The following is a 15,373-nucleotide window of genomic DNA, read 5'->3' as shown; positions in this document are numbered from 1 at the left end:
TGCCCGCCAAGTGCTGCCACCTGAGTCAGGGGCGGGCCCTCGTGCGGTCGGCGCGCCTGGTCCGCTTCGGTCGTGTCGCCGCCGTGCAGCGCGGGCACATCGCCATCGCGGGAGTGCCTTCCCCGCCGGTGTCGTTGATCCACACCGCGTCGGCCCACAGCACGTGCGAGAACCGGTCGAGCCGCGCGCGGTGCAACGGCACACCGCACAGCGTCTGGTTCTGCCCCGGCCACCAGGCGTGCACGTCACCCGACGGCAACCGGGTGCCGTCCTCGTCGCGCCAGTTGCTCGACGCGGCCACCGCGGGCATGGCGGTCATCAGCAGCCTCCCTCGACGTCGTCCTGCGAACCGCATACCCGGCGCCGCCGCCTTCAACCTGCCGCGGATAGGTCGCCCCTCGCCGGGTACTCGACGCGGCATGATGAAACGCGCGTTGTGGGAGGGCCTGGTCGCGGGCACCGCCGGAGTGCTGGTGATGACGGTGGGCGAGAAGGTGGAACAGCGCCTGACCGGCCGCCCGGACTCCCACGTGCCGGCGCGGGTCCTGCAACGCCTCACGGGCATGCGGGAACGACCCGGCGGCAGGCAGCCGGTGCCGGTCAACCTGGCGATGCACTTCGGCCAGGGCGTGCTGCTGGGCGTCCTGCGCTCGGTCATGGCACACGCTGGCCTGCGCGGACCGTGGTCCTCGGCGAAGTTCACGGTCGTCCGGCTGACCAACGACCAGATCCTCGAGAACGCAACGGGTGTCGGCGCTCCCCCGCCCACCTGGCCCCGCGGCGAACTGGCGGTCGACCTGCTGCACAAGGCCGTCTACGCCTTCGTCACCGGTGTCGTCGCCGACGCGCTGGCCGCCCGTTCCGGCCCAGGCCCCGGACAGCGCCACGCCTCGTTGCGCCCAGGCCGCCACGCCGACGTCGGCCCACTCCCCCGCGGCACCCGGTGACGTTCGTGAGCCGGTCCACCAGGTGTGCCAAGGCTTCCGGGTCACCGACCAGCCGGCGGGACGTGCCCGTCACACCTGGCAGACGGGACACCACCACGTTTCCCGCCCATGGTCGGTGAGCTCGGCCGGGCGGAACGCGACTGGTGTGCCGCAACGCAGGCACGGACGGCGAGCCCTGCCGTAGACCCAATGCCGGGGCCGCGGCCTACCGGTCGTGTTCTGCGTGGGGTTCTCGCGCACCGCATGCCGCAACCGCCGCCGGGCATCGGTGAGCAACACCTCCAGGCCGTCCACCGAATCGGCCGCCCGCCACGGATCGACGCCGTGCAGGAACAGCAGCTCCTGCGCCCACATGTTGCCCAGCCCCGCCACCCGGCGCTGGTCGAGCAGCGCCGCGACGATCGCCGCTCCCCCGGCCGCCGCGACCCGCTCCGCACCGGCGGAGAGGCTGTCGGTGCCCAGCAAATCCGGACCCAGGTGCCCCACCACCGCGTGCTCGTCGGACGTCCTCAGCACGGTCAGAACCGGCAGCGCGACTCCCACGAGCGTGCGGCCGTCGTCGAGGCGCAACGCGATCCGCAGATCGGGCATCACCCGCGCGGGCAGCCGTTTGCCCGGCCGCAGCACCGACCAGGAGCCGGTCATCCGCAGGTGCGAGTGGACGGTCAGCCCACCGTCGGTGCGGCACAACAGGTGCTTGCCCCGCGCACGCCAGTCGAGAATGCGTTGCCCGGCCAGGTCGACGGTGGCGAAACGGGGATGCCGGACATCACTGTGGACGATCAACATCCCGGCCGTGGCGGTGTCGAGCCGTGCCGCGATCCGCGCCACACTGTCGCCTTCTGCCACCACTCCATCATCACCCACCCCCGCTGAACACGCCCGGCAGGCCGAACGGTGCGATCCTGGTGCGATGGCCGAGCCGGAGCACACGCCAGACGGGCACTTCGTCATCATCAACGGGCGGCGCTGGCGGGCCACCGACCCCGACATCCCACCCGAGCCCGCGGCCCGCCTGCGCAGCCTGCTCATGAAGGCCCGCCGTGACATCAGCGCCGCCCACCGCACCGACGACCCCGAGGCGGAGCACGACGCCCGCGCACGGGTCCAGCTCGCCAAGGTAGCCCTCGGCGAGCGCGGCACCCCGTGGTGGGAGCAGACCGCCCTGCAACGCGAGCAGCGCTGGCAGGACGGCCTGGAGGAACTGGAACGCCGCGACGCCTGAGCACAGCCGGCCCTCCGGTCCGCGGTGAAGTCGTTCGACACCGGGGCCACGCGGTGGGCACACTGCCGAGGTGATCCGCTTCCACTTCCAGCTCACGCCACTGTCCGATGTGGAGCCGTGGGGTGAGCGCCGCCTGCACTGGTTCGCGTTGACCGACGGCCGTTACTGGATCGAGGTGGACGGGCACAAGCTGTTCCACCACCGGTCCTCGCCGGTCGACTACTACGTCGTCCGGCTGTGGGAGGACATCCAGGAAGTACTGCCCTCCGCACTGGAACCGGTGCCCGCGGACCTCGTCGGGCACCTGACCGGCGACGCCTGGCCCGGGGCGGACGAGGAAGCGGCTGTCGACTGGTACAGCGGCCACTTCATGAACACCAGCTACCTGCGTGCCGGGCCCAGCATCCTCTGGTGGCGATCGGTGGCCGACCAGGACACGATCACCGTCGACTGGAGACATCCCGTCGACAGCGGGGTCGACTGCACCGTGCCGAGGCGGGGACGGGTGAGCGTGCCCACCGAGTCGTTCCTGCAGGCGGTGGAGACGTTCGATCGGGAGCTGATGGTCGCGATGGAGCGGCGCATCGCGGAGGTCGAGGCCGGTGAGGTGGCCGCGGACGTCCAGCTCGACCTGGAGCAGCTCCGCCGGGAACACCAGCAGCGTTCGGGAGCGATGGCCGCTGCCCTGCGGCGGACACCCGGCACGGACTGGGCGGCGGTTCGCGAAGGTGTCGCGCGCATCTTTTCGACGGAGTAGCCGGTGTTCGGGAAGGGCGCGGTGAACGTGATGTCCCGCTTCGAAGGAAGCGTGTGGGTGGCCCACGGATGCTTCCTCTTCGAGGCCGAAGAGCTGCCCTGAACCGGTCGAGCCGAGGAGATCGAGAACTTCATCGACGATCGCGGCGATGGGCAGGTGCACCTGCTCGCCGGGCGTGAACACGGTGAGGTCCAGGTCGTCGTGGAGGTGCTCGACAGCCGCCCGCCGGGCGACGTGGATGGCTGGACCGCAACGGCCGAGCTGCAGTTCGACTGGAACACACCACACGTGTACGTGACCGAAGTGGAGCTCGGCCGAACGGAACGCTGGGAGATCCCGCTGCCCTGGAGACGGTTCCACCTCGGGATCAAGTTCCGGGAAGGGGCCGACGAGCAGTGGCACCTCCAGCTGTTCCCAGTCGACCGACCTGGGTGATCAGGACCATCTCGTCGCGGACGCCAAGAACACTGATCGCCGCGCCTGGAGCAGCGTCGCCGCGTCGACCCCCGCGGGTCCTCTCCCCCACATCTCCCGGTCCAGCAGCCCGAACTCGGGCTGCATCAGGTTGCTCCAGTGCAAGTCGCCATGCACCGTCTCCCACGCCGAGACCTCCGTGGAGATGCCGTCGCCGAACCGGTGCCGAATCCTCGTGGTGACGAGGTCTTGGCCGACGCCGACCCGGTCCGTCGGCGTTGCCGCGACCACGTCGATCGTTCGCCGGAGCTCTGCCCACCACGCGTCGGGCAGGTCGACGCAGTCGCGCAACGCGTCAGTACGAGAGCACGGAGAACCAGGAAGAAGCGTCAACACCTCAGCGCGCTGACGCCGCACCTCTTCCCACTCGTACACGTCGAGGACACGTGGCTTCGCCAGACCGGTCAACACGTTCGAGTCGACGTTCCCCGTCCAGAACGCACCACCGGCCCACCGCGCGTCCTCGGACACCACACGCAGCCAGTACGTCTGCTCATCTCGGCGGGCGGGTGCTCCGACTGAGCGGTCGACCCACCCACGCCGGGGCTCGCCGACGACGATGAGCCCGAGGTGGTCCGCGGCACGCTGGAGGTTGTCGAGCATCCACTCCCGGTATCGGGCGTCCGCCTCGCTCAGGCCGGTGTCCATCGACCGCGTCAGCTCTCGGTGACGTGCCGCAGATATGCCTCCGGCGTGGTCATGTACCGGCGCCAGTGGTCGACCAGAGCGAGGTCTTCCCACTTGGTGCGGTGGAACCCGTGGTCGCCGACTTCGATGATGTCAGCGTCCGGCGTGGATGCCAGGATCGGTGAGTGGGTGGCGCAGATGATCTGCGCGCCGGACTTGCCGAGCTGGTGCATCAGCGACACCAGTCGCAGACAGGACTGGAACGACAGGGCGGCTTCGGGCTCGTCCATCAGGTAGAAGCCCGGCTCGCGGAACATCGCGGAGAACACGGTGAGGAACCCTTCGCCGTGGCTCATCTCGCTGGTGTCCTCGTCCCAGTAGCCACGCATGCCGGAGACCGCCTCCATGAACCCGAAGGCGGTCTCCGCGCGCAGGAAGTAGCCCTTGCGCTTCGTGCGGGTCCCGGAACGGTGCCGGACGCCGGCCGCGGTGGTCTCGAAGCGCACCATCTCGCCGAGCTCGGTCTTCGGGCGGTCGTTGCCGTACTTGCGCCCGGCTCGCCCGCCGCGCGCGTCCAAGCCCCAGGCTTCGGCGAACGCCTCGACGAGGGTGGACTTGCCGGAGCCGTTCTCGCCGACGAGGAAGGTCACCGGCTTCTCGAAGGACATGCCCTCCTCAGCCAACTGGGCGACGCATGGTACGTCGAGCGGCCATGCCCGCCGAGAGCCCGTGGGCAGGAGTTCCTCGGGGATGTAGGCGCGACGGGCGAGCATGAAATCGGGTTCCTCCGATCAGTGGTAGTCCGGTGCGCAGGCTCCCGTAGGCGTGCAGTTGCCCGCAGGCCGACACGCCGGGCTGCAGCTCGGCCCGCATTCGATGAATTGCACCATCTGCACGCCGCCGCCGGTACATGCGTATTGCCTGTAGGTCCTCCAATGCGGACATCGCGCAGATTTACTTCGATCGAGCTACAAGCAGCGCTTGACGCGAGCCGACGCTGACCCGAGTTCAGGCCTCCGAACCGGATCGCTCCCCACCCATCCCCAGGATCAACGCCACCGCCTCCTCCGAACACACCCCCGGCGTCAAAACCTCCTGCAGCAACAACCCCCGAATCGCAGCGACGACAACGGTGGCCCTGGTCAACGCCTCCGCAGCACCGGCCCCCTCCCGCTCCGCCAACGACGCCAACGCCCCGGTGAGGTCCCCCAGCGACGAGATGAACTCGCCGTACTCATCCGGCCGGTACGCCGCCAGCCCCACGACGTGGAAGAACCCGCGCGCACGCGACAGCTGCTCCGGACACATGTACGTCCGCCAGATGGCCCGCACGAGGTCGTCGAACGTCCCCTGCGCCGCGTCCCGGAACAACGCCTCGTTGTCACGGGCCCGCTGCGCCCCGAGCACCGCCGCCAGCACACCCGTGAGCGACCCGAAGTGGTACCGCAGCAACGCATGACTGGTCTCGGTCCGGGCCGCGATCTCGCGCAGCGACGTCTCCGGTGGCGGAAGACCGTCGTCGAACACGTCGAGGAGGCGCGCCAGGAGGCGCTCGCGGGCATCGCCGGTGCTTGACAGGACCACGCCGCTAGTTTATCCATTGGAAAAGAGATTTATCCAGTGGAAAAGAGGGCGGATGGGACGTTTCCAGCTGATGGGCGCCACGGTCGTGGACGGATCAGGCCGCGATCCGACCCAGGGCGCCGTCACCGTCGAGAACGGCCGGATCATCGGCGCCGCCGACGGAGACCGGATCGACGGCGACCGGATCGACGGCGACGGGCTCACGATGACGCCCGGCCTCATCGACGCGCACGTCCACCTGGGGCTGTCGAGCCCGATCCAGCCGCAGTTCTCGTTCCAGATCAGCGCCGCCGAGATCGCCGCGGACATCTTCGCCGCGGCCGGCAAGGCGCTCGACGCCGGCTTCACGACCGTCCGCGACACCGGCGGGATCGACGGCGGGGTTGTCGCCGCGATCGCGAAGGGCAAGGTCAGGGGGCCGCGTGTGCTGTCGTGCGGGCCGGTGCAGTGTCAGACCGGCGGGCACGGCTACTACGGCGCTGAGTGGGAGCCCACCGAGCTGTGGAGCAGCCACCACGTGCCCGGCTTGTGCGCGCTGTCCATGATGGCCGGCAACGCCGACGAGCTGCGGCGCAACGTGCGTGAGGCGTTCCGGCACGGGGCGTCGTTCCTCAAGCTCTGCGTGACCGGCGGGGTCGTGGGCGGCAACGACCGGCTCACCGACACCCAGTTCACCGTCGAGGAGATCGCCGTCGCGGTGCAGGAAGCCGCGGCACGCGGCACCTACGTGACCGTGCACGCCCACAACAACGACGGCATCCGCAACGCGGTCGAGGCAGGAGCGCGCTGCGTCGAGCACGGCACGGATCTCGACCAACAGACGGCGGAGCTGATGGCCGCCCACGGGGTTGCGCTCGTGCCCACGTTCACCGTCGTCGAACGGCTGCTGCACGACCCCACCGCCGCCGGCCTGGGCGAAGCGGTCCGCGAGCGCGTGGCGGGAGCGCGGGAACGGATGGCCAGGGCGCTCGCCGTCGCCAAGGAGGCCGGGGTGCGGGTCGGGCTGGGGTCCGACCTCATCGGCCCGGACCAGGACCGCCGCGGCGAGGAGCTCAGCCTGCGCGCACAGTTCGAGACACCGATGGACGCCCTCGTGGCGGCCACGAAGACCAACGCCGAGATCATCGGCCTGCCCGACGTCGGCGTCATCGCCCCCGGCAAGCAGGCGGACCTCGTGCTGTGGAACGGAAACCCGCTCGAAGACCCGGCCGTCTTCGCCGACCCCGCCAACGCCGTACTCGTCGTCCACAATGGACGTGTTGTGAAGGATCTCCGATGAGCACCATGTGGAACGGCTGCCTCGCCGACACCGACTACTTCGAGCTGCGTTCCAGCAGTGGCCACGACTACGGCGTGTGGGTCACCACGCCGCCGAACCACGACCCCGCCACGGCGCAGCTGCCCGTCGTGTACGTGCTCGACGGCAACTGGGCGGTGGGCCTGACGGCGCCGCTCATCGTCACGCAGCAGGACCCCATGCAGCCGATCAAGCCGTACATCCAGGTCAGCATCGGCTACGCGGGCGAGGACGCGCAGCACTGGGCGCGGCTGCGCAACAGGGACCTCGTGCCGCCCGGCGAGCCCGTCGCCCGGGAGTTCCTCGACGCCGTGGAGATGGGGGTCCAGGCGGGTGCGATGACCCGCGAGCAGGCCGACGCCTACGTCGACGAGCTGCGCGACACGAGAGGTGATGCGTTCCTCGGCTTCATCACCGACGAACTGCACCCGCGCGTCGAACGCGACTACGGCACGGCCACGAGCGGTCACGGCCTCTTCGGCTACTCCTACGGCGGACTCTTCAGCCTCTACGCCTGGCTGACCGGCACCACGCTCTTCCAGAGCATCGGGGCCGGCAGCCCCGGCGTCGCCGGTGAGGACAGCCGGATCTTCGCCCGCATTCGGGAACTGGGCGAAGACCTGCCCACGGCCGAGCTGCACCTGACGTTCAACGACCGCGAGATCCTCGGCACCGTGCCGATCTACCAGAACCTCACGAAGAACGCGGCCACCGTCCTGCACCACCTCACCGCCCGCGGCGCGGCCGTGACCAGCGAGGTGCTGCGCGAAACGCACGTGACCGGCCTGCAGTCGTCGTTCCTCAGCTACCTCAGGACCTGCCGAGCCGGTGAGCTCAGCAGGTGACCTTGACGACCGCGTTCGGCTGGAACGACACGTGCACGTGGTCCATGTGGTTGGCCGTGGGGCTGCCCCGGTCCTCCATCATCGACCAGCCGCTGCCGTCGTTGTAGCGCTGCCGCCAGATCACGTAGGTGACGCCGAACGCCTTCCGGTTGGCCAGCACGTACTCGGCCAGGGCGTTGCCGGTCGCGTTGTCGACCATGAAGTCCAGCGCCAGGCCGGTGGGGTGGTCGCCGGAGCCACCGCGGCCGACGGCGCCACCGATGTTGTCGACGCCGAACTTGCCCCCGACGTGGTGGCCCACCTGCGCCACGTGCGGCTTCACGCCGTTCAACGTGGTCGGGCAGGGCGGCGGGGGTGGTGGAGGCGGCGGAGGTGGCGGTGTGGTGGTCAACGGGACCGTCGTGGTCACCGGGGGCACCGTGGTGGTGGTCGGAGCTTCCGAGGACGTCGGCGCGGTGGTCGACGTCGTCGGGGACGTCGAGCTCTGGCCGGCGGAGGTCGCCGGGGCGCCCAACTGGGCGGCCGCTCCGGTCGGGTCGACCGGCTGGTCGGAACCGCGGACCGTCCAGAAGGTCACGACCAGGCCTGCGGTGAGGGTGGCGGCGACCGCGATGGGCAGCTTCTTGCTGGGTGTCGGCTGAGTTCTATGTCGGCCCGGCATTCGGGAACACCTTGCGTCGGGGACAGGGCATGCTCACACGGGCGGCCACATTACGAAATGAACACGGGAACGTCACAGACGAGTGTTGATCCTCACACTCCCCCTGGTGAACGCCTTGCTACTGAAAGTGAGCCGTGCAGTTGGCAGCCTCGCTCTTCCGTGATGGATTGCTGCCCGATTGGAACGTTCCAGCCTCGCCTGCCCCGGTAGCGCCAGAACGGATGATCACTTCCTGCAGTCCTCACCGGATGTCGCGGGCAGGCGGGTCACACCGGGGAATGCCGCTCGGTGATCAGTCGAGCCCGAGCCCGGGCAGCTTCACCGCGGCGGTCTGCGCACCCACCGGCTCGTGCCACGCGCGGTACCGGAGGTCGTCCGGACTCGTGATCCCGTAAGACTTGTTCAGCGCCACCACGCACCGCCGCGCCAGCTGCGCGAACTCGGCCGTGAGCGCGGGCCGCCGCAGCGACGACGTCCAGTTGGGCTGTGCGACCCCGGGCTCGACCCACCCGGACCTGCGCAGCAGGAACTCGAGGGCGTCCTCGACGACGTCCGCGCCCGGCGCCTCCGCGTCGAGGCGGTCGGGCCCGGCCGCGAACTGCACGTACCGCTTCGGGTCGTCCGCCGCGTGGATGACGAGGAACACGCGGTCCGTCACGTCGCGCAGCGCGTCGGTGAGCCGTTCGGCGAACAGATCCCAGGCGTGCGCGATCTGCCACGGCGCCCGAACCGGCGTGAGCTCGGTGGTGAACCGCAGCTCCGGGTCGTCGAACGCGACGAGCTTCTCCAGCGGCCCGCGGTGGTCGGCCCTCGCGAAGCCCTCGGCGCCCGCCCGCTGGTCGAGCGTGGTCACCACGTACGCCTGAGGTGTGGTCGTGAGGACCTCGACGGCCAGGCCGCGGTAGGTGCCGGGACGGGCGAGGTCGTAGCAGTCCAGCACGTCGTCCGGCCCGAGGTGCTTCACGAAGTAGCGGCGGCCCGTCCTGGTGAACGACTCGTCGACGGCGTGGTCCGACGCGATCCACCACTTGTCGGGCGAGTGCAGCAGCCGGTAGGCGACGTCGCGGTACCGGACGAACCGTCCGGGTGCGGGAAGGCGGTCGTTCACCGGTGTCCGGCCCTCCGGTCGAGCGCGACGCCCTGCGGCGTCTCGGACATCGCGCGCAGCCCCCTCAGGTCGAGCCTGAACGACATGCTCCCGCCGGACGGGGTGGTCCAGGTGGCGGACGACGTGCCTTTGAAGTCGCACATCGCCGGTGCGCCCCAGCGGGTTTCCCCCTCGCGCACCATCAGGGCGTAGGCGTCACCGAGGAACCGCCTCGACGCGGGGGTGACCTCGCGGATCGTGTCCGCGACGTCGAGCTGGAGGTAGGACAGGTCGCCCCTGGAGCCGATGGGTCGACACGTCCGGGGTGGTGAACCCGGAGACCGTGTTCATGAGGTAGGGGACGCCGCCGTCGACCTCGATCGTCCACCCGAACCACTCCTGCACCTGGTCACGCGTGAGCGGCCAGGGTGCGGCCTCCCAGAAGTCCATGAGGTCGCACGCCTCGACGGGCGTCATCGCCTTCCAGCTCACCTTCCGATCTTCGCACGGTCCTCATCGGACGCGACGACCTCACGGTGGATGATGCCCGCCATGACAGCTGTCGACCCCTTCAGCGCGAGCCGCGAGCGGTACCTCGGCCCGCTCCGCGGCGACGGAGGCCTCTGCGTCGGCAACGCCGACGAGTGCGATCACTACACCGAGGACGGCGCCGTCCGGATTCCGTGGCGGGGCCGGCCACGGCCCGAGAACATGGCACGGGTGCACAGCCTGGCCCTGTGCCCGACGGAGGCCCAGCTGCGCAAGGCGGTGCTGCCCGCCTACCTGCCGGACCTGGTGAACCTGGAGTCGCTGACGCTGCCCGCGCCGCTCGTGACGCACCTGACGTCCCCCACGCTGACGTCACTGGTGATCGGCAACGCCGACGGCCAAGCCCCTCCGGTCCCCCTCGCCGCCGACACCGCCCTGCCGGCGCTGCGCGCGCTGATGTGGGTCAGCTCCTACACCACGCCGCGGCTGCCCCAGGTGGTCGACCCGTTGCCGCCACTCGAGTTCCTCCGCACCAACGTGTCCGGTGACCCCGCTGTGCTGCGTCAGCTCGCGGCGCTGCCGTCGCTGCGGCACCTGGAGCTGGTGCACCTGAAGAACACCGACGTCGTCGACCACCTCGTGGCCCCGCTGCGCGCGCTGGAGATCGGCGGCACCGGACGCGATTTCCCGGTGGGCCGGCTCGCCGAGATCAGCACGCTGGAGTCGTTGCGCCTCAACGGTGTCCGTGCCGAGATCGACTGCACGGTGTTCCCGGCGCTGCCGAACCTGGTCCAGCTGACCGTCCTGAACTCGAAGCGGATCGTGAACGTCGAGGCGCTGCTGGACTGCCCGACCCTGGCGAGCGTCACGTTCGTCGACTGCGGCAACCCGTTCAAGAAGGACGACAAGGCGCTTCTCCGTTCCAGGGGCTTCGCGGAACTGGACATCGACTACTCGTGATCAAAGCCAGCTAAGGTGGCCCGCATGGGCGTTTCCCTCTACTACACGGCTCGCCGCGCGACCCCGCTGACCGACGCCGAAGTCACGGCGGTCGGCCAGGCCGTCGACACCCACAACGCGAACGCGCCGTTCTCCGCGGAAGAAGAGGGGCTGTTCCTCTACGACCAGCTGGAGTCCGGAACGGTCCTCAACGGGTCGACCAAGATGCCCGGCGCGGACGACCGGGCGGTCCCGTCGCTCGTGCACTGGCTGGCCGCGGTCACCGCGCTGCGCCACGCCGTGCCGGACGCGGACTGGACGTTCACCCTCGACGACTACGAGATCGAGTGGGACGACCAGGCCGGCTACCACCTGCCCGGTCTCACCGACTGATCCTGGAGCTGAACGGCCCAGAACAGGCGCGTGCGGCGAAGGTGAGCACCGCGGCATCAGGGCCCGCCGGTCGCGGGCCCGTGATCGACGGGTCGGGGTGTCAGGCCGGCGGGATGGTGAAGATCAGGCCCTGGCTCATGGTCGAGCGGATGCCCTGCACGTCCGTGGTGACGACCTTCGCCCGGTGCTGCCTGTCGGGGGTCAGCCCGGTCAGGGTGACCTGCTTCTCGGTGACCAAGCCGGTGTGCCCTCCGTCCAGGTACACCTCGTAGCCCAAGGTCGGGTTCCACCAGGAGGAAGCTTCCCAGGCCAGTGTCACGGACGTCGGAGTCGTCGAGACCACCCGCAACCCGCTCGGGCGCGGCGGCCGCTCGAAGACGGCGGGCTGCGACCACACGGTGCCCAGCAGGTCGTTCTGCGCCGGGTCGTGCGAGCAGGACGCGGTGACCGTGCCGACAGGAGTGCCGTCGGCACGCTCGGGGCGCAGTGTCAGTGCCAGGTCGTCCACGTGCAGGTCGTAGTAGCCCGGTGTGGTCAGGAACTGCACCGGGAAGGAGCCCGCGGCCCGCACCGCGGCCCCCTGGGTGGTCGTCAGCCACGTGGGCGCGACGGTGAACGAGGCCCGGGTGGTCCGCGTCCCGTCCGGGCCGGTGATGTGCGCGTCCAGCGTCGCTGTGCTGTCGGCGTCCAGGCGCACCCCGCCGGCCATCGTCAGGACCGGGCGCAGCTCGCGCAGGTCCAGGTCCACGTCGATGTAGGCGGGTTCGTGCCTGGCGATGGTGTTCGGGCCCGCGCCGTCGTCCGGCAGACCGCCGACGACCCACGCGGTCATCCGGGCACTCGCCCCGGAGGAGGTCGTGCAGGTGTAGTCCATCCGCACCGCGGTCGTCTGGGCCGACGCCGGGGTTGCGGCTCCCGTCAGCACCCCGACGGCCGCCAGGGCAGATGCCAGCGACAAAGCGGTGATGCGGAGTGGCTTCCCTCTTTTGCGCACCTCTACATCCTCTCCGTGTTCACTCGACCGCGGACAGTGTCCCGCACATCAACGTCGGAACGTGTCGACCATTCAGCCGCAGCAAGGCGGAGGTGATGTTCGAGCAATGCCGAAATGCAGCACGGAGTGGAAGCAGATCGGAAGCAACTCTTGCATTGGACGTGCTTCAACTGTCCTCAATGGACTTGATCCCGCAGAGATCACGGTACGGGTTGACCGCCCAGTGCTCCTCAAAGCTTGATCACCGCAGTCGTGCCGTCGGCGACGAGGACGTCCTCGTCGCCGACGACCGCGTTTCGGCGGCCTGCGGAGCCGTCCTACCCGTTCGGCACGGAAGGCCGGCTCGGGCTGGTCACAGCGTCAGCGCCTCGTCGAGGTCCTCCTGCGTGCACCAGCCGATGGCGTCGTCCGGGTCGAGCTGCGCGACCTCGCAGAGGACGGCGGGAGGGTCCATCCGCCGCCACGTGCGGCCTCCGCTGTAGCGGGGGTAGATGACGAGGTACCTGCCGTAGTCCTGGAAGCCCCTCACACCGATGACCGCCCACACGCCGTCGGGCGCCGTCGGGTTCTTCTTGAGGTGCTGCTCGGTGACGCCGTACACCGGCTCACGGCACGTGCCCGCCGCCTCGTTGTCGGTGCGGTGGCACACGTAGTCCGCGTTGTTGTCCAGCAACCGCTTGACCTCGTGCGGCAGCAGGTGCTTGGCGTTGACGCGGCGCCGTCCGCCGCCAGGACCCGCCGGGGTGGTCGGGGCCGGCGTGGCCGGGGTCGCGAGCCAGCTCGACAACCAGGCGCTGACGCCTTCGGCGAACACCATCGGCCTGCTGGCGTCGACCCATGACCGGAACTCGTCGAACGCGTACGGGGGCAACACCGGGAACTGCTGGCGGATCAGCACGATCGGCTGGTACCGGCGCGCCGTGAGCCACACGCTGTCGAACACGGTCCGGCGCACCGCGAGGCGGCTCGCGGCCGGGATGAGGGCGGTCATGCCTCGCTCCAACCGGGCTTGGCCATCGCGGCGAAGGCCTCGTCGACGTCGGCGGCGACCCACGCCGCCAGGTCTTCCTTGCTGACGCCCTTCAGGTCGGGGTCAGCGGCGAGCGCGGCCTTGAGGTCCTTCTCCAGGTTGGCGAGCACCGCCTTGGTGAACTCCGCCTTCGACGGCAGCGCGGCCCGGAACGCCTCGCGCTCCTTGGTCTCCGCGGCAGTCGGCTGTTTGACTGCACTTGCCTTGGTGGCCTCGACCTTCGCGGTCGTGGCCACCGGTTCCTTCAGCTCCATCGGGCATCCCTCGATCGGCGGACGGAGTGTCAACCGGCAGTCGTCCCGGTAGTCGACGTCGTTACCCGACTGAGGGAATCCCACCCGTTCAGCTCAGGTGGTGCGCGAATGGCGCCGCGGTTCAACGGGCTGAAACCCGCGGGGACGCTGCTGGAGGTGGCCGGCGTGCTCGATCCCACCTCCGCCGGTTGCCGGGTGACGGCCGCCGAACAGTGGATTTGCCTTGGCTGCATCCCGTGTTGGATTCACCCAGAACCGGGAAGGTGACGGCGTGGCGGTTTCGCGGCGGGAAGTGTTGCGCTGGACGGGAGCGGCGGCTGCGGCGGTCCTCGGCGATGGGGCAGTCGCGAACGCACGCCCCCCGCGCTGGGCTCGGCTGCGCGCTCACCTGGACGGTGAGCTGCTGCTGCCCGGTGACGACGGTTACGACACCGCGCGGCTGCCGTTCAACTCGCTGTTCGACCACCACCGGCCGGCCGCGATCGCCCGGTGCGTGCGGCCGCAGGACGTGCAGCACTGCCTGGAGGAAGCACGCCGATCCGGTGTCCGGGTGGCCGCCCGCGGCGGTGGGCACAGCTATGCCGCCTACTCCACCCCGCACAACGGCCTGGTGGTCGACCTCGCGCCGATGGCAGGGGTCGAGGTGCGGCCCGACGGCACCGCGGTGGTGGGCGCGGGAGCACGCCTCGGCCAGGTCTACTCGGCGCTCACGGCCGCCGGCCGGTGCCTGCCACTGGGCAACTGCCAGTCCGTCGGCATCGCGGGGTTCACCCTCGGCGGTGGCCTCGGCTGGACGCAGCGCACCTACGGCCTCGTGTGCGACAGACTGCGTGCCGCCACGACGGTCACGGTGGACAGCCGGGTGGTCACCGCGTCGGAGGACCGCGAATCCGACCTGTTCTGGGCGTTGCGCGGCGGTGGCGGCGGCAACTTCGGGGTCGTCACCTCGTTCGAGTTCGCCACCGCGCCGATGCCGGAGGTGCTGACCGTGTTCCGCGTCCGGTTCCCTGCCGGGTCGGCGGCGGACGTGCTCGGCGGCTGGCAGCCGTGGAGCGTGGTGCTGCCCGAGGAGGTCTCCACCTCTTGCGTGGTCATGCCGAACGGCGCGGTGGACGTGTCCGGCTGCGGGATCGGGCGCGAGGGTGTGGTGCTCGCGGAACTCGCCCGTCTGCTCGACGCGGTCGGCGTCAACGCGCCGGTCGAGCACGGCGAGGTCGACTACCCGACCGCGACGGCGATCATGACCGGTGGTCAGCCGGCCCGCAACGCGTTCCGTGCGTCGTCGCGGATCGTGGACAGGTGGCACGCCCCTTCGGCGGTGGCGGACGCGGTGCGCGGCATGGACAGCGCGCTGCTCGTCCTGGGTGCGCTCGGCGGGGCGATCGACCGGCGGACGCCGACGGACACGGCTTATCCGCACCGCGGCGCACCGACGTCCGTCGAAGCCTTCGGCTCCGTCGGCAGCCTGCCGCCCGACCAGGTCACGCGTGAGGTGGACCAAGCGCAGAAGGCGTTGGCTGACCTGATCGGCACCGGCACGTACATCAACTACCTCGACCCGTTGCAGGAGGACTGGGCGCAGACGTCGTACCGGCACAACCTGCGCCGGCTGCGCGCCGTGGCCCGCCGCTACGACCCGGACCACGTGCTGCGATTCCCCCAGTCGGTGCGCTGAACCCAGGTCAGCTTCGACACCGGCGAACTGCTCCCGGTCATGTGGTCTGCCTACAGCGAGTAGCTGTTCTCGATGCTGCGTTCACCGGATCGTGT

At 70.1% G+C, this 15,373-nt stretch carries 22 protein-coding genes; 10 read left to right on the top strand and 12 right to left on the bottom strand.

The features are described from left to right. Positions 1–25: 25 nt before the first annotated feature. Positions 26–319, bottom strand: coding sequence for a hypothetical protein (locus ACZ7CH_RS12180; protein WP_360396520.1), 294 nt, complete (start codon positions 317–319; stop codon positions 26–28). A gap of 100 nt (positions 320–419) precedes the next feature. Between ACZ7CH_RS12180 and ACZ7CH_RS12175 the strand changes: the two genes are divergently transcribed. After that, a complete protein-coding gene (locus tag ACZ7CH_RS12175) occupies positions 420–947 on the top strand; it encodes a hypothetical protein (protein WP_470373862.1) in 528 nt (175 codons plus the stop codon). A 69-nt stretch (positions 948–1,016) separates the two neighbouring features. Here ACZ7CH_RS12175 and ACZ7CH_RS12170 read toward each other — a convergent pair whose 3' ends face one another. Then, entirely contained in the window at positions 1,017–1,796 is a 780-nt protein-coding gene (locus ACZ7CH_RS12170) for a DNA-formamidopyrimidine glycosylase family protein (protein WP_470373861.1), read from the bottom strand. 64 nt (positions 1,797–1,860) lie between these two features. Here ACZ7CH_RS12170 and ACZ7CH_RS12165 point away from each other — a divergent pair, with 64 nt between their 5' ends. The 3 genes from ACZ7CH_RS12165 to ACZ7CH_RS12155 all read left to right on the top strand — a co-directional run bounded on the left by ACZ7CH_RS12165 (position 1,861) and on the right by ACZ7CH_RS12155 (position 3,364). Beyond that, entirely contained in the window at positions 1,861–2,172 is a 312-nt protein-coding gene (locus ACZ7CH_RS12165; protein WP_360396516.1) for a hypothetical protein, read from the top strand. Positions 2,173–2,242: 70 nt separating this feature from the next. Beyond that, positions 2,243–2,929, top strand: coding sequence for a DUF5984 family protein (locus tag ACZ7CH_RS12160; RefSeq protein WP_470373860.1), 687 nt, complete (start codon positions 2,243–2,245; stop codon positions 2,927–2,929). Positions 2,930–3,130: 201 nt separating this feature from the next. After that, positions 3,131–3,364 carry a hypothetical protein gene (locus ACZ7CH_RS12155; protein WP_360396513.1) on the top strand — a complete coding sequence of 78 codons (234 nt, stop codon included), beginning with the start codon at positions 3,131–3,133 and terminating at the stop codon, positions 3,362–3,364. Here ACZ7CH_RS12155 and ACZ7CH_RS12150 read toward each other — a convergent pair whose 3' ends face one another. The 3 genes from ACZ7CH_RS12150 to ACZ7CH_RS12140 all read right to left on the bottom strand — a co-directional run bounded on the left by ACZ7CH_RS12150 (position 3,365) and on the right by ACZ7CH_RS12140 (position 5,614). Beyond that, the gene (locus ACZ7CH_RS12150) at positions 3,365–4,051 is read right to left on the bottom strand and encodes an aminoglycoside phosphotransferase (protein ID WP_470373859.1); all 687 of its coding nucleotides are present in this window, start codon (positions 4,049–4,051) and stop codon (positions 3,365–3,367) included. It lies immediately after the preceding gene. Positions 4,052–4,059: 8 nt separating this feature from the next. Next, a complete protein-coding gene (locus ACZ7CH_RS12145; protein WP_360396509.1) occupies positions 4,060–4,698 on the bottom strand; it encodes an AAA family ATPase in 639 nt (212 codons plus the stop codon). 340 nt (positions 4,699–5,038) lie between these two features. Then, the gene (locus tag ACZ7CH_RS12140) at positions 5,039–5,614 is read right to left on the bottom strand and encodes a TetR/AcrR family transcriptional regulator (RefSeq protein ID WP_470373858.1); all 576 of its coding nucleotides are present in this window, start codon (positions 5,612–5,614) and stop codon (positions 5,039–5,041) included. Between the two features lie 52 nt (positions 5,615–5,666). Between ACZ7CH_RS12140 and ACZ7CH_RS12135 the strand changes: the two genes are divergently transcribed. Both ACZ7CH_RS12135 and ACZ7CH_RS12130 read left to right on the top strand, forming a co-directional pair. Next, positions 5,667–6,893 carry a metal-dependent hydrolase family protein gene (locus ACZ7CH_RS12135; protein WP_360396506.1) on the top strand — a complete coding sequence of 409 codons (1,227 nt, stop codon included), beginning with the start codon at positions 5,667–5,669 and terminating at the stop codon, positions 6,891–6,893. Beyond that, positions 6,890–7,756 (top strand): alpha/beta hydrolase, encoded by an 867-nt coding sequence (locus ACZ7CH_RS12130; RefSeq protein ID WP_470373857.1) that lies wholly within the window; start codon positions 6,890–6,892, stop codon positions 7,754–7,756. The genes ACZ7CH_RS12135 and ACZ7CH_RS12130 overlap by 4 nt, the downstream gene beginning before the upstream one ends. Here the strand turns inward: ACZ7CH_RS12130 and ACZ7CH_RS12125 are convergent. Further along, the gene (locus ACZ7CH_RS12125; protein WP_360396502.1) at positions 7,746–8,078 is read right to left on the bottom strand and encodes a VldE C-terminal domain-containing protein; all 333 of its coding nucleotides are present in this window, start codon (positions 8,076–8,078) and stop codon (positions 7,746–7,748) included. The two genes, ACZ7CH_RS12130 and ACZ7CH_RS12125, sit on opposite strands and share 11 nt — an antisense overlap. A gap of 58 nt (positions 8,079–8,136) precedes the next feature. Between ACZ7CH_RS12125 and ACZ7CH_RS12120 the strand changes: the two genes are divergently transcribed. Beyond that, a complete protein-coding gene (locus ACZ7CH_RS12120) occupies positions 8,137–8,397 on the top strand; it encodes a hypothetical protein (protein WP_470373856.1) in 261 nt (86 codons plus the stop codon). Positions 8,398–8,709: 312 nt separating this feature from the next. Here the strand turns inward: ACZ7CH_RS12120 and ACZ7CH_RS12115 are convergent, their stop codons facing one another. From ACZ7CH_RS12115 to ACZ7CH_RS12105, 3 genes are read right to left on the bottom strand one after another with little or no spacing between them, the layout of a single operon-like run. Beyond that, positions 8,710–9,525, bottom strand: a complete 816-nt coding sequence (locus ACZ7CH_RS12115; RefSeq protein WP_470373855.1) for a TY-Chap domain-containing protein — start codon at positions 9,523–9,525, stop codon at positions 8,710–8,712. Next, a complete protein-coding gene (locus tag ACZ7CH_RS12110) occupies positions 9,522–9,761 on the bottom strand; it encodes a DUF6301 family protein (protein ID WP_470374183.1) in 240 nt (79 codons plus the stop codon). The genes ACZ7CH_RS12115 and ACZ7CH_RS12110 overlap by 4 nt, the downstream gene beginning before the upstream one ends. Next, positions 9,721–9,996 (bottom strand): hypothetical protein, encoded by a 276-nt coding sequence (locus ACZ7CH_RS12105; RefSeq protein WP_470373854.1) that lies wholly within the window; start codon positions 9,994–9,996, stop codon positions 9,721–9,723. The genes ACZ7CH_RS12110 and ACZ7CH_RS12105 overlap by 41 nt, the downstream gene beginning before the upstream one ends. Before the next feature lie 60 nt (positions 9,997–10,056). On the opposite strand from ACZ7CH_RS12105, the gene ACZ7CH_RS12100 reads away from it, so the two are divergent. Further along, positions 10,057–10,953: a hypothetical protein gene (locus ACZ7CH_RS12100; RefSeq protein WP_470373853.1), complete on the top strand. Its 897-nt coding sequence runs from the start codon at positions 10,057–10,059 to the stop codon at positions 10,951–10,953. 24 nt (positions 10,954–10,977) lie between these two features. Beyond that, the gene (locus ACZ7CH_RS12095; RefSeq protein WP_470373852.1) at positions 10,978–11,325 is read left to right on the top strand and encodes a hypothetical protein; all 348 of its coding nucleotides are present in this window, start codon (positions 10,978–10,980) and stop codon (positions 11,323–11,325) included. A 100-nt stretch (positions 11,326–11,425) separates the two neighbouring features. On the opposite strand, the gene ACZ7CH_RS12090 is transcribed toward ACZ7CH_RS12095, so the two are convergent. The 3 genes from ACZ7CH_RS12090 to ACZ7CH_RS12080 form a co-directional block, all read right to left on the bottom strand. After that, positions 11,426–12,319 carry a fibronectin type III domain-containing protein gene (locus ACZ7CH_RS12090; protein ID WP_360396492.1) on the bottom strand — a complete coding sequence of 298 codons (894 nt, stop codon included), beginning with the start codon at positions 12,317–12,319 and terminating at the stop codon, positions 11,426–11,428. 352 nt (positions 12,320–12,671) lie between these two features. Next, positions 12,672–13,310 carry a hypothetical protein gene (locus ACZ7CH_RS12085; protein ID WP_360401993.1) on the bottom strand — a complete coding sequence of 213 codons (639 nt, stop codon included), beginning with the start codon at positions 13,308–13,310 and terminating at the stop codon, positions 12,672–12,674. Beyond that, entirely contained in the window at positions 13,307–13,603 is a 297-nt protein-coding gene (locus ACZ7CH_RS12080) for a hypothetical protein (RefSeq protein ID WP_360401990.1), read from the bottom strand. The genes ACZ7CH_RS12085 and ACZ7CH_RS12080 overlap by 4 nt, the downstream gene beginning before the upstream one ends. A gap of 271 nt (positions 13,604–13,874) precedes the next feature. Here ACZ7CH_RS12080 and ACZ7CH_RS12075 point away from each other — a divergent pair, with 271 nt between their 5' ends. Next, the gene (locus tag ACZ7CH_RS12075) at positions 13,875–15,278 is read left to right on the top strand and encodes an FAD-binding oxidoreductase (RefSeq protein ID WP_360401987.1); all 1,404 of its coding nucleotides are present in this window, start codon (positions 13,875–13,877) and stop codon (positions 15,276–15,278) included. The last annotated feature ends 95 nt before the right edge of the window (positions 15,279–15,373 follow it).

The organism is Lentzea sp. NPDC037011 (assembly GCF_055607425.1).
The sequence above is the reverse complement of the archived record's forward strand: the minus strand, read 5'-3'. Positions and strand labels throughout refer to the sequence as shown.

Coding starts and splice junctions, on each gene's coding strand:
- ACZ7CH_RS12145 (WP_360396509.1), bottom strand. CDS start 4,698: ATGTCCTTCGAGAAGCCGGTGACCTTCCTCGTCGGCGAGAACGGCTCC.
- ACZ7CH_RS12175 (WP_470373862.1), top strand. CDS start 420: ATGATGAAACGCGCGTTGTGGGAGGGCCTGGTCGCGGGCACCGCCGGA.
- ACZ7CH_RS12135 (WP_360396506.1), top strand. CDS start 5,667: ATGGGACGTTTCCAGCTGATGGGCGCCACGGTCGTGGACGGATCAGGC.
- ACZ7CH_RS12165 (WP_360396516.1), top strand. CDS start 1,861: ATGGCCGAGCCGGAGCACACGCCAGACGGGCACTTCGTCATCATCAAC.
- ACZ7CH_RS12100 (WP_470373853.1), top strand. CDS start 10,057: ATGACAGCTGTCGACCCCTTCAGCGCGAGCCGCGAGCGGTACCTCGGC.
- ACZ7CH_RS12085 (WP_360401993.1), bottom strand. CDS start 13,310: ATGACCGCCCTCATCCCGGCCGCGAGCCGCCTCGCGGTGCGCCGGACC.
- ACZ7CH_RS12130 (WP_470373857.1), top strand. CDS start 6,890: ATGAGCACCATGTGGAACGGCTGCCTCGCCGACACCGACTACTTCGAG.
- ACZ7CH_RS12180 (WP_360396520.1), bottom strand. CDS start 319: ATGACCGCCATGCCCGCGGTGGCCGCGTCGAGCAACTGGCGCGACGAG.
- ACZ7CH_RS12095 (WP_470373852.1), top strand. CDS start 10,978: ATGGGCGTTTCCCTCTACTACACGGCTCGCCGCGCGACCCCGCTGACC.
- ACZ7CH_RS12150 (WP_470373859.1), bottom strand. CDS start 4,051: ATGGACACCGGCCTGAGCGAGGCGGACGCCCGATACCGGGAGTGGATG.
- ACZ7CH_RS12080 (WP_360401990.1), bottom strand. CDS start 13,603: ATGGAGCTGAAGGAACCGGTGGCCACGACCGCGAAGGTCGAGGCCACC.